At 40.9% G+C, this 13731-nt stretch carries 5 protein-coding genes; all 5 read right to left on the bottom strand.

From position 1 onward, the window contains the following. Positions 1 to 32: 32 nt before the first annotated feature. From MUN53_RS02585 to MUN53_RS02605, 5 genes are read right to left on the bottom strand one after another with little or no spacing between them, the layout of a single operon-like run. Positions 33 to 2285: an SIR2 family protein gene (locus tag MUN53_RS02585; protein WP_243323287.1), complete on the bottom strand. Its 2253-nt coding sequence runs from the start codon at positions 2283 to 2285 to the stop codon at positions 33 to 35. Continuing rightward, positions 2285 to 4318 (bottom strand): protease Lon-related BREX system protein BrxL, encoded by a 2034-nt coding sequence (gene brxL / locus MUN53_RS02590; protein ID WP_243323288.1) that lies wholly within the window; start codon positions 4316 to 4318, stop codon positions 2285 to 2287. Before brxL ends, MUN53_RS02585 begins: the two co-directional genes overlap by 1 nt. Before the next feature lie 18 nt (positions 4319 to 4336). Continuing rightward, a complete protein-coding gene (locus MUN53_RS02595; protein WP_243323289.1) occupies positions 4337 to 6538 on the bottom strand; it encodes a PglZ domain-containing protein in 2202 nt (733 codons plus the stop codon). Between the two features lie 21 nt (positions 6539 to 6559). Beyond that, complete coding sequence (gene pglX / locus MUN53_RS02600) at positions 6560 to 10213, bottom strand: BREX-1 system adenine-specific DNA-methyltransferase PglX (RefSeq protein WP_243323290.1); 3654 nt, start codon at positions 10211 to 10213, stop codon at positions 6560 to 6562. Continuing rightward, entirely contained in the window at positions 10213 to 13641 is a 3429-nt protein-coding gene (locus MUN53_RS02605; protein ID WP_243323291.1) for a hypothetical protein, read from the bottom strand. The genes pglX and MUN53_RS02605 overlap by 1 nt, the downstream gene beginning before the upstream one ends. Between the last annotated feature and the right edge of the window lie 90 nt (positions 13642 to 13731).

A 13731-nucleotide genomic window follows, 5' to 3' on the forward strand; every position in this document is an offset into this window, starting at 1 on the left:
CCATCCAGTTGTGGGTGATGCGCCTTTTCAATTTACTCATTATATGCACTACATTCTTGTTTTACCTCAATTTCAAATTGAATAAGTTTTATGTCGATAGTATTATCAACTTTCCAGCCTTCTACAGGCCAAAAGCATATTAAATGAAGACTTTTGTTCAAATCGTCTTTACTTTGGATTTTAGAGTAACTAAAAGAATTCCTAAATAGTTCATTCTCAGTTACAGATTCAAGTATGCTTTCACTAAGACGAGCTTGAATAAATGCTTGCAATCTGGATGTACTTATCGGTTTCCCATCAGAATCCGTACACAAATGATTGTCAATTTCGACGTAATGGTCAGTGTTATCAACCAATATGATATTACTAAAGACCATGTCTTCCGTGAATGACTTTAGTCCGTACCAATCAACTTTGTTTTCTGTGCAAAAACCTATGCTTTCAGACGAAACCGATGATAAATCATCCTTTAACCTTCCTTTGATTACATAAACAAGTTCCAAGGATGAATCTGCAATTTCAGGAGGCATTACTATATTTGAGAATCTAATCTCACCAGCACCTTTTCTTGCGCTTGGATATATTATACCTTCAAATTTGAAATCAAACTCTTGATTGCCAAATCTCACTGAACCATGCTGTTTTAGTATGTAATTGGCTAAGAAACTTGAACATAAATACCTCTGATTTTCATCTTCTTCTGTACGAGTGAACAAATCAGACAGCTTCCTAAAGTAGTCACCCATTGCGCCTTCTGCAAACACAGGATTATTGATTCCCATATAGGTAGATAAATCAACATTCGTGTCAATGTTTTCTGGCAAATATACAGGAAATACCATTATGGATGCATCAGACTTCATTCTCCACTTCGCAAGATAAACTTCATCTCCAGCTTTTATATCATGGCATATTTCACGAAAATTCGTATCAGGATAGAGAGAAGCATAAAACATAGACTGTCCTTCTTTGTTCATTCTACCTCTACTAACGAGGTCAGGTCGATCCAACGGAACATAAGAGAAGGTTGCAGGTGATGTTAGGTCTTCATTAGCTCCAATTTTCTTTGCCATTCTTGAACGGTAGAAATCTTGTCCTTCAAGTGGAACAGGTGTTCTAAAACCACATTTGAAATCGCCAGACTCATATTTAGCATAAAAATCGTCTGGGGACATAACCTTTGAATCTTTATCTAATTTCGTTAGTACATTCATAAGGTCTTGTGGGGTTATAGGATTGACTTCTAATACTTTTTTCCCAGACTTCTCTTCTGCCCAAAGAGGCATTAAGTTCTCACAAACGCTATCCCAAGTATCTTCTTTATTGAACTTGATTTTGGAATCGCCCCACCATCCAGTCATATTGCGCTTGTACAGGCATTCAACAGTACGACGTGGAGAATTAGCCAGATAACTATCATAGAATGATTCATGAATTTCATAATAACAGTTGGAGTCATTTATGAACTCTCTCCAAGTATTACTCAATTCATCGTGATCAAAATTTGGACGTTCTATAATATCTATATGGTTGAACCTTTGAGCTGATAGATACTTCTCGAACGCTTCCTTTAGCATCTGAGCAGCTTCTACGTCTGTCTTTGGAGCACTATATCCAAAGATTGTAATCAACTTTGCTCTGCTTAGTTGTGTAGTAAGGTTTACCCATTCCTGCTTGATGAATGGATTCGAGTTGTAATCCTTGTGCTTAACAGGATATAACAAAGGCGAACGTTTGTATGTATTTCCACAGTTATCGCATTTGCCACGCTGTAAAGCACCAAAATTACCGCATTTGTCACAATAACCTGCTGCAACATTACCATGAAGGAATGTAAGCATCGGAAGATTATCAGTTAGTTTTCTTGCTCTATTATATGCCTGAATTAAAAGCGGATCCCAATTGAAAGTTGCGATAATATCCTTATTGGTCAGAGCAAGGACAATCTTATCATAGATGGTTATATCATCAGGTAACTGCAACTTAGAAAAATACTCAAAGATAGCATCTTCAAGTTGCTCTCGAACGTCCTTGCATTCATCGCCACGCTCGTATAACTCAGAGTATATATCTTCTATGTTTTCACTCTTGGTGCATAGCTCTACATTTGCAAGAATTGATTCAAGACCAAGGTTTTTGACAAAGCCGTGCATGACAGAGCAGGGATTACCATGCTTGTCACCATTAGGAATGGTAGCAATAGTAGCCCCTGCACCAAGTATCACGACATGAGGTCGAGTATTTTCTATTTCAAAAATTTCTTCTTCTGTCAGTTCTTTACTCATTAAATCATCTTTTGAATAAGCATCTGTGTATTAGCATAGAAAGGAATGTCTGTCTTTCCAAGGATAGTTGCTGGCAAGGTTGCCATTTCAGCAAGGTTATCCATAGGCACAAGAACATTCTTTGCACCATTCTCAGACAGCATTGATACTCTATCATTGAAGTTAAGAGCGCGTTCAATAGCACCACCTATGCTGATGTTGCCAATAACACCAAGTCCAGATTTCAGGTTTCTGCCGAATATTGATGATACGATTCCGGCAAAGACTGCACCACCTATACCTTTATGTACACTAACTCCCAAGAGAGTTGTAACCTGTACAGTTACATCCACATGAATGAGCGAGTGACCTTGTGAAAGTATAGCTCTTTCATTGGCGCGTATATAGTTATAGGTATTCTTGATGTCTTCCTTTGCTTCGGTTGAAGTGCTTCCTGTAATAGTCAGTTTACCATTGCCAGGCATTGTAATAACTTCAACCTTAACAAGAGATACCTTGTCACCATCGCTTGTTGCAGTGTAGCAGGTGCCAGGAGCAAGTGGAGCATCCTCAATGAGGTTTGTACCACGTTCTTCAGGAACAGAAACAAAGAACTCTTCCTGAGTTTCCTTATCAATGTACGAGAAGTTTGTGTCCCAGAACTCCATACCTCCGATGCGCTTTAACTGCTCTTTGACACGACGACGCATTTCAATTGCCCAAACGAGGTACTTGCGAACATCTTCCTTGGAAAATTCACCATCTGGATGCATCAACTTGATAAGACCAGACACAGTTTTGCGAACAGGTTTTGTGTCACGCTGCTTCATCTGAGCACCAAGGGTAAAGTACTTGTCTATGGCATCAGTATAGGTCATCTTGCGCTGGGTATGCAGGAACTCGCTGAAGAAGTCTGTGCTGAATCCAAAGTGATTTGTAAAGTTCGAAGGTGCAAACTTCATCACTTCCCATCCCGGAAGGAAGAATCCGATACGATCCAAGAAGGCTGTATCATTGCAAATTTTCTCAGAGAAAGGTGAGAAAAGATGCGATGTTTGGAGTACTGTTTCAACTGGCTGGTTAATGTTTCCATTCAATATGATTGAAGCATTGGCTGCTTTCTCTCCAGACTTACCACCACGAGAGAAAGAACCACTTTCCATGTAATCCTTCATCAATGGCACTACTTCTCTGTCTTTGAAAAGTTCATCTGTTGACTCATCAAAACAGATGGCATCCCACTTTCCAACAGCACCAATCTGACCACTGGAGTTGTTCACGAAGAGTGATGCAGCAGTACCCTGACCACCGCTGACGAGCATTGAGTATGGCGAAAGTTCCTTGAATACAAACGATTTACCTGATGATCGTGGACCGAGTTCTGCCATATTGAAGTTCGCTTCAACTAATGGAATGAAGCGTGAGAGCAACAGCATCTTCATGCGCTCAGTCATGCCTTCAGACTCTGGTTCATAACCACCACTACGAAGCAACACATCGAGCCATTCTTCATTTGAGAACAAAGAACGTGCTCTTGATACTTTGTCATCTTCAAAGTTTGACAACTGTATTGGACGCACCTTGCTGACAACAAAAGGATAAATCTTCTTGCCAATCATCATTGTTGAATCATAGTCAACATCAATGATTGCCCAGATACCGCCCATCATCATCTTCTCATGCTGACTGATAATCTCTTCTGAGATATTAGCATCATGGATGGCAAGGTTTGACATTTCTGCCCAGTACTTATCTTTTGAAGGGTCAAGACGAACAGAAATCTTGTCGATAATCTTGTATGTGCCTCTTTCACGAATCTTTGCTTGCACGAGAGTTGCTTCATCAGAATTTACATAGTGCTCGCGAAGTACACGCTTAACGCTTTCAATTCCCTCTTGTATCTTCTCTTCATCGTCCGTACTACAAGAGTTTGCAAGTAGGTATTCAAGTACGAATACTGGCACGTTCGCACCGCCTTTAACGCTGCGAACTACATCCTTGCGGACAACATATCCCTTGAACTGGTCAAGGAGTTTTGAATCGAGTTCAATCATTTCTTTATTCCCTTTCGTTTAGAATAAGTCATCAATATCTCTTGACGAGGATTTCTTTATTTCACAGCTGTCAATCTGAGCAGCCGTATTCTTGTCGGCTATTACGACTTTGTCAATGCCATTGGTTAGCTCATATTCCATGTTTATCGCTTCTCCTGGCTTGATAGAGTAAATCATATTGCCATTCACCAAAGTACTACCAGCAAAGAGCATGACCTTTATCTTTCGTTCTTGGGTAAACAGGTCATCTTGGCTACCTTCTGCCAATAGTTTCACTGTGAAGTAGTTACCTGCTACATTCTTTAGTTCTGTCTTGTTGGAAATCATTACTCCAAGAGCGAAGTCACCTTGATCCATAGTCAGCTCATATGCTGGAATAATACATTCCTGTGGAGTGAAACCACCATGAGCATAGCCGTATGCGCCACGAGTGACAAAAGGTTTGTCTGTAGGAGCATAGTACTGATAGTTACTGTCAAAGTACTTACCTTCCACCTCAATCAGGTTTGATGGAGGAAGAGGATTCTCTGCCAGTACGTATCTTTCTTCTATCTTTTGAATGTGGCCATTTGGACGAGGTTCCTTGTCTGCTTCATCAAGGATGCCTGTAATCACGAATCCGTGATCGGTTGTAATTACAACTTTCTCATAGCCAAGTCTGAAAAGCATCTGAATCTTTTCGCGGAGTTCTGTTTCATAGTTGTCTATGTCCTTCAATCCGCTGAGTTGTTTCTTTTCGCCAACTTGGTCTATGTCGCCATAGTTCAATACAAGTCGATGTGCTATTGTGCCTTCATTGAGTTTATCCAACTCCATGATTTCAACATCAGAATACGATTCCTTCAATTTATTGAATCTCTCTTGTCTGTTTGTTGTTGGTTCTTCACATCCAAACAAGGCACTCATGCCGTTTTCTGTGACAGAAGGGAGCACAGATAAGGCTGTGTTCTTGGTCAATTTCACATTTTTGCCAAGATTTCCATCAACGATGCTTTCTGCAATTTCCAGACGCAAACCATCGCATACAACTACTGCCGTTCTCTTTGTACCTGCCAATGCCTTAGCGACAATGTCCTTCTGAGTTGGTATGTACTTGCATCCAATGGAATACCACTTAGTCAACAGTTCATTATTAAGCTGAGTGTAATGTTCCTGAAGAGGGCGCAAGGTTGGTTCATCATTCAGCCAAGCAACATAAATCTTACGCATGGCTGTATCAAGTTTTGCAAAGTTCTGGAGATAGAACTCAGACATCTGGCTGTAGTCGCTTACATTATTCAATCCCTTTATACTGAAGGTACTTAATGTAAGCACGCTATTCAACCATGCAGGTTTGAATAGTTTGGCTTTTTTGCTTGATGTTCTTGTCTTGATAAAAGTGACGATGCTTGTAGCATCTTTCTGTAACTTCAAAGCTTCGCTAAGCATTTTCATAACCTTGCGGTCAAGCTCAGCAAAAGGATGATTCTCGTGTACCTTTAAAGGATCAATGTCTGTTGGCAGTGCATAGTTCTCGACGTATCTTCTAAGTACGTCAGACTTCTCTGTACTATCAGCCCACTGGTAATATACATTCAAAAGCAACCCATCAATAGAGTTGTCTATCAATGATTGCAAAAGAACATTGACAACCTCCTGTGCCATTGTTTCGGCAGGTTGTTCCGTTGGAGTCTTACCAATCACACGATACACTTCCGTGCGGAAAACATTCCAGACAGCATCATCCATACGTTGTTTGGTTGATGCCGGAGAGTGCAGAAAATCAAGCAACCAATCTTCAAGACGCAAAGGCTCTGTGATACCATCAGTAACAGACTGCCACCACTTCAGGTTCTTGCCTTCACTAAGTTTTGCAGCCAAAAGCAATTTGTCACGAGACAATGATGTGTTCTTACCGATGGCGGCAAACAGTTTCTGTCTTATATATGCCTCCATGTCATCCAGCACAAGCAGTCCTGCTGTCTGAACATACTCTTGTAGGTAAGTCAGGTTCTCAGCTTTTTTCTTGGCATAGAACACCACCTTATCGTCTTTATATGTTGATTCTGCCAGATATTTTGCTTCTATCTCGCTCCATTCATCTTTGACAGGTATCTGCTTAATCTCTTGTGGCAGAGTTTTCAGCAGATAGTCACCCTCACCTCTGGCATCGGTTACAACTATGTATCGATGTGAGGCGAGGATATTCTGTATGTCTTCTGTAAACCACTTACTTATCATGATAGTTCATTGATTTCAGTTTTACCAATCTGCATTAAGATACTTCTTTAACTGACCTGCGTTCAGAACCTCATAACTGAGCATCTTGCGCTTCTGTAATGGTGCGATGTTCTTACCAACACCATCGTCAAGTTTGGGATCGTAACCACTTGCGAGAAGGTCATCAATCTTCTGGCAGAAGCTATTCAGTTCTTCAAGCATAGCACGAAGTTCTGTGGCTTCCAAACGACCTTCTGTCTTGCTTGTGTCAATTGAGTTCAGGCGATCACGGATTGCAGCTTCACGGTTTGCAGCATAGATACTACGGATGCGGAACAAAGTATCTCTATTCCACTTGTAGATGCTTACATAAAGTTCAATCGCATGATGCTCACCACTTGTCAGATGCCAAATGAATGGTGTCTTAGGCAAGTACATGAAGAGATTCAGATGGTCGCTGAGCTGTTGAAAGAAACGCTCCTGAAGGTATTTCTCCAACTCACAACCGAGCAACTGGCACACTTGATTGAATTGTGCTGCACTATACCCACGATCCATGAACTCACGTTCGATGCGGATTGCAAGTCGTTCTTCGCCCATCTTGTCACCAAGCGGGATTACACCATCGTCATCATTTGATAATACTGTACGAATGACATCAGTAACCAGTTCAAAGACTATTGCTTGTGTCCTTTGAGATGGGTTTACATGTGAACGCATAAACTGATACCACAATTCTATCGGACTTAGGGAATGAAGAATACAAAATTCTTCCCATCCTTTATTATTTTGATAAAGTGTGTCGAAGTCATTCACCAACTCCTGATCCTCTTTTGTAGGAAGATTGTTTATAAAATCAAGGAGTTTTTCTGATGGTTTAAACTGCGTCTGCTGCTCTAACCATTGAACATACGCAGTTTTTGCCGCATAAGAAGGTGAAAGCAAACCAACAGGAGTTCCTTCCTTGTCGAGAACCATCTTTTGGTCTTTTTCATTTAAGTCATAAATTGAAAAAATCAAAAGATTGATGAGAGCTTCATTTAAGAGTATATGAGTGTTTAAAGCATTCTCATAAACAAAATATTCATTTATTGAACTAATTACAGATCCAACATTTGATATAGGCGATGACTTGTATTCCTTTTCAACAATAGAGTATGTGTTTAATTTCTCTTTAATTGAAATATTACATTTTGCCAAATCTGTTATTAACTTTTCATTTAAAGGATCTGGCATTGCAAATGGGACTCGCTGAATGTCTCCAACTTGAGTATTAACAGTAGGATTAAGACTATTAGCCAAATAAAAACAAGTTTTTGTATTTAAGAAGGCTAAAATGTAGTGACGATTTGAGTATTTTCCGGTTGGGAAAATACATGAACCGCCAACATCAAATAGACAATCCTTAGGGAAAATTCTGAACGATGTTCCTTTTTCTCCACTGCTACCAGAGTATGTTATACCTTCTTTGAAGTAATATTGTTTGTTTTGTAATCGTCCTTTTTTCTCTATATATTGTTTAGCGGAATCGCTCCAATCAACATATAACCACAAGTTGCCATACCACTTGTTATAATCGCCGCCTTTTGAATATGGATAATAGGTTCTTGATGATCCCATAATTTCCCACCAGAAACGGCAAAATCTATTATTATTGCTTGTTGCAATTCCCTGTTTTACATCTACAATGTCGCTCAAAGACAAATCGGTAAATTTCTCGCGAAATTCATCTGAAATCCAGAAAATAATAGGCATTGATTTAATCTTCTCCAACTTTTTTTGTTCCAAATAATACACACGATTATTTGGACGTTTTGAGCAAACGTCATCTAATGCTTGTATGAGTGAGTCCTTTTTGAACTTTTCTTGTTGACCAACAGTAATATGGAAATAAATGCCATCTTCTGCGTCATTATATTTGGCTTTGTCAAATGTATAGAAAGCTGCATTTAAAAGAATTCCAGGTCCAAATAAATTTACTCGATCAAGTCCATAATCAACCAAAACATTGATGTGAGTATTTTTAATTAAAAATTCTCTAACATCCTCAAAGGTTTTAATATACATAAACGTATGAGGATGAATGATGCCAACCTTACCATTTTCGTCCGACAACTCGTAACAGCGCTTAATAAAGCAAGAGTAGAGATTGCCCGAGAATTTATAAGGCTTTTTATAATTATCTTCTATAAAGTTCTTAAGTTCTGGTCCAAAATCAGCACTATCTGTGTATGGAGGATTTGCTACTACAACATCATACTTCTGTGAGATGATTTCGAGGAAGGAAATTGCATCATTAGTCTTTGCTAATGTGTATGCATTACTTCCCCTTTGACCTAATTCATCCACCTTTTGGCGTAACTGTCCCATAAACTGATGTTTGAAAGAGAACATATCTTCCATTTCTTGCTGCGCAAACAGATTATAGGTTGAGTCATTTGGTAAAATTTTGTCGAGAGTTTCATCAACACGAACCAAAGAACCGAACTTGTAAGCGTTGCTCAAATCATCCCATATCATTTTCATAATGATACGCTTGGATTGATCGAGATTATCTATAGATTCAAATGCATCTTTGACTGTTTCGTAATCGTCAAGGAAGAAGTGAGTACTTACAACATTCGTGTATTCTGGCCAGTGACTGCGATGACCGCCAAGTTCACGAGCCTTAATGAACAAGGCTATCTGAGAAATCTGAGCAGCACGCTCATCCAAGTCCATACCAAAGAGATTGTTTTCGACAATCATCTTTGGAATGTCTCTACGGCTGTAATCCTTGCCATAGTTCTCCATCTGATCTATGTACAAGTCATAGAACAGGGAGAATGAATAAATCAGGAAGTTGCCGGAACCACAGGCGGGATCCAGCAAGCGCATAGAACGTAAATCCTTTGGATGCTTCACTTGTTTGGTTGGAGCATTCGCAATCTTATACTTCTCTTTGATTGAACTCTCTGGGTACATTTCGAGATATGACTTACCCAAAGTGTTGTCAACAAGGAACTTCACAACCCAAGCAGGAGTATAGACCTGACTCTGGAGTGATACCTTGTTGTATTCTGTCTTTTCTCCACTTGCTTTCAATGCCTCTTTTTCAACAGCATTGAAGTTTTCATAGAGCCATCCAAGGATGTCATCCCCCTTCCACACATCAGCACCGCAATCTTCATCTTCTTCAACGTTGTTGAACTGCACGATAATCTCATTGAGTTCATCGGCTGTAGGCATCAATGCGTATGGATAATCAGAGCGATAGAGAGGGATATGCTCACCCAGTTTGTCGAACTGGTCATTAAGGAAGTGCTTCAAGCCTTCACGTTCGGCATTACGCTCACTTGGATGCTCTTCGAGCCATGCATTGTGCTCAAAAGAACGACCAGCATTCTCCTTTCGACGACGAATAATCTCAGGGAATAATTCCTTTGACTCCATCACCTTGATGGCTGCAATGCGATTGAAGAGAGTAAACACACACTCATTGATTGTAGCCTGACGAGCTTCTGCATAGTCACCCAACTCATTGAGGTGATTCTGCATAATGCCATCAAGTTTCTGGCGACGCTGACGATGGTCACTGTCGCTTAACTGGTCTGCTGGAACTGGTGCATCAGCACGCAGTCCCATACGAGAGAAACGGTTGTCGAACGCTTGCTGAATCAAGCGACGTATATCGAGAACATGATTTATCAGTTTCATTATTCGTCAAATTTAAGAATGTCTGTTGAACCATATTGATTTACCATTGCCAACTGCTGTTTCAGCCATTGCTTGTACTGAGCAACCGAAAGCTGACCAGTAGGCAACTGACTACGAAGCTTGCGCTCTGTTGGCTTTGGTTGTGGTGTTGGTTGTGGCTTAGGATTCGGACCAGGCTGTGGGTTTGGTGTTGGTTGTGGCTTAGGAGCAGGATCAGATGTGTGTATCTCTGTTTCCATAACATCAACTTCTGTTCCTAATGAAGGGAGAAGGTTGATGGCATTGGCAATATCACGCAGCTGGAGTCCCGAACGACGGCAACGAATCTCATAATCAGGAATGTCCACCTTGCTCACAACAAACTTCTTGCAAAGATTAACTTTGTCATCAATCTTTGAGTAAAGGCGAGTATTCCACTCGCGAGGATATTTGTCTGCCTCAGTCTTAACGGCATCTACGCGAGCATGAAGGTCAGTATATCCTTGTGTCATTTCCTCTGCTTGTTGTTCCATATATTTGAAGTAGAGGTCTTTGAGCTTCTGATATTCCTGCTGCATCTGTACGTAGTTGTGAACAGGGTCAGTTTCAAGCATCTGGAAGTAACGTTCGCTAATCTGGTCGTATGCCATCATTGGAATGCCGACAAACTCCATTTCGCTCTTAACGTCGCTGAAATACTCCTTCTGATACTGGATGGTACGGAGATTCTGGGCAATGAAGTTGATGTCTTTCTCAATCTTCTCGATAGCACTACAGAACTCTTCGTTCTCGTTTTCACCGAGGAAGGTGCGAGCTGTACTGAAGTAGTTGAACTCAGTTACTGTATTTGAGTACTGGCGAAGCACATCCTTTGCAACAATGCTTCGACGGAAGATACGTTCACGCTCATCATCATTGCAAATTTGGTTGTTGACCTTGCTGATTTCTGTTATAGCCAGTGTACGGATTGCATCTACCAACTCAAAGTCATTCATGTTGTAACTCAGGTTCTGACCTGTCAACTGCTTGAAGTTGCAATCCTTCAGTGTGTCAACGATGTCTCGTTTCTCATTGTAGGAAAGACTCTTTGTTACAGCCTTGAATGATGCACGCTGGAAGTTGCGAGTGGTCTGGAATGGCTCCTTGGCACCTTCCTGCTGATATGAATGATATTCCTGATTGTTGTACTTGATTATAATCTTGCTTGCACGGAAGAGAGCAGCAAGTGTCGAGAATATCGTACCAAAGGTATAACCAGTAGGTGCAGCAGAAAGATCCTTCTCCAAATCTGCTCCATTTTTATATGTGGCAGTCTGTGCCATTATCTCTGTGATGACAGGCAACTGATCACCAATGAACTGACCTGTTGTATCGAAGAACATAAAGTCAGGAATCTGACCAATCGTGTTCTGGAGCTGATTTGCATTAGCCTTCAGAAGTTGAAGGGCGATAGAGTCCTTCAATGAGCTGCCAAGACGTTTGGTATAGATGTTACCATACATCTTCTGTTCATTCTCTTTGATAAGCTGGCTGGCATTCTGAGGTTTCAGGATGCTTGCATTATATAGATAGACAAGGCGACCTTCAGTATATGACTTGATAATTGCCTGTTCTAACTGGCTGGTCTTATCTTCGAGAGTATTTGCTATTTCGTCAACGACCTTCTTTTCTTCTGGAGTAAGGTTTGGTACATCTTTGATATAGTTGATACGAAGTATGGTTTCTGCAATCTGCTGAATCTCGCTTGCATAGTCAGGAGAAGGAATGATGCTGATAACATTCTTATCAGACTGTGTATCTTCTTTAACCTTATCAACGTACTCACTAAGCGATGGTTTTACACTAAGGATGTCATGGAATACAACCTTCATGCCCTGGTCACCGCCAGTGCTGAATGTTTCTCCACTGTCAGACTGAACCGTGAATGATACATTAATGGAGTCAACAGTAAGGTTTTGAGCCTGACGAACAAGCTGCATCTTCTTGACCTCCTTTGTTATTTCTCCCTTTATTCGATAGGTTGCAATGCCATCATAGTTAGCCATCATTTCAAAGATGCGCTGCTGTGTCTCACTGGTAATGCGATATTCATCACCGGAGAGAATCAGGATTTCATCATCAGACAGCTTCTTACATGCCTTCTTAACCTCTTCAAGAACTGTGAAATAGTCATCTGGGCAACTGACGTAAGCACGGCTGATATTCTCAACTGTTGTCTTGGCACCAGACTCTGTAAGGAAGTGGATTGTCTGGAGCATATCATGACCACCAACGAATTTGAGTTTGAGGTCTGTAAGATGTTCGTCTGCCTGATTGTAGCGTACACGAAGTGACTCTGCAACAGCTTCTTCTGCCTGACGGCAAAGTTGAGACGCATTAACATGGGTGTACATGTCACGGTCTGACAGAGCCTCTTTCTTCAATACGTCGAAAGCTGAAATCAGCATACCACGAGTACCGACCTGTGTCTTGACAAGTTTCTGCGTACCGAAAAGGAAGTACTGAAGCATCTTAAACTGATGCTCATAGAATGGATAGTAATCAGCGTATGTCTGAGCATCCGTAGTCTTGTTGAGACCTGTGCCGACTATGTTTGTAATGTCGGAAATCTGACCACTCTTCTTCTTATAGTATGCTTGCAACTGATCGTTTCCTTCTGCTGTTTTAGCAAGGAGTCGCTTGCGAATGATGGTATCAACCTCTTCTGCTGCGATTGGAATACGCTTGCGGAAACGGTCGATAATCTTTGTGAGAAGGCTACGATTGACATTGGTTCCATTGATAACGTCATCAAGTTGGAGCTGAGCAATGGCAATAGTCCAAATCTTGCGACCAAGAGCAGCAATAGCTTCTGCCATGCCTTCAAGGTCAAGGATGTTTATCTTTTGTTGGGCAATAGCCTCACTTACCTCGTCAATCATGAAGACAATGCGAATGTCTTGATTCTGGTCGAGGTAGCGAGTAAGATCTTCCTGTAACTTGTTAGCGTCATAATCTTGAATGCGTTGCTTTGCAGCATCGCGCATTTCATCGTAAGCACTTTCTGAACAGAAGCCATCAAGCATAGTGTCTTCAAGGGTATCATACACCTGATCCATGTTCTTGCGACGCTTCAACCATGCTTCACCAAACTTCTGCTGAACCTTATCGCAGAATTGCTGATAACGTCCACTCATGAGAAGGTTGAACTCAACAATGCCTACCCAGTCATCATTGAGGTTGAGTGATTTAAGGAATGCACCCATCATCATGTAGCTGATGCCATGATTACCTGTAGTCTTAGCAGCATCGAACAATACGATATGATTCTTTGTTCGACCCAGTTCATTGATACTGTTCTGGAGAAGGCTTGCATTTGGCAATCCTATCAACTTGTTTGCAAATCTGTCATGGATAGATGTACCCTTGATGGTAGGATTCTTCAACAACCTAAAATCCGCAACTATCATCCAATACACGATTAAGGGTAGATTTATGAGTCGTTAGTAGCAGCTTTCAGTAAAAAGCAACAGCACAACATCAATATGTAGCCACCATCC

The organism is Parabacteroides faecalis, from assembly GCF_022809355.1.
GTDB classification, from domain to species: Bacteria; Bacteroidota; Bacteroidia; order Bacteroidales; family Tannerellaceae; genus Parabacteroides; species Parabacteroides faecalis.

Bases quoted from the DNA above. Each gene is read 5' to 3' on its own strand.
- brxL (WP_243323288.1), bottom strand. From the start codon at position 4,318: ATGATTGAACTCGATTCAAAACTCCTTGACCAGTTCAAGGGATATGTT.
- MUN53_RS02595 (WP_243323289.1), bottom strand. From the start codon at position 6,538: ATGATAAGTAAGTGGTTTACAGAAGACATACAGAATATCCTCGCCTCA.
- MUN53_RS02605 (WP_243323291.1), bottom strand. From the start codon at position 13,641: ATGATAGTTGCGGATTTTAGGTTGTTGAAGAATCCTACCATCAAGGGT.
- pglX (WP_243323290.1), bottom strand. From the start codon at position 10,213: ATGAAACTGATAAATCATGTTCTCGATATACGTCGCTTGATTCAGCAA.
- MUN53_RS02585 (WP_243323287.1), bottom strand. From the start codon at position 2,285: ATGAGTAAAGAACTGACAGAAGAAGAAATTTTTGAAATAGAAAATACT.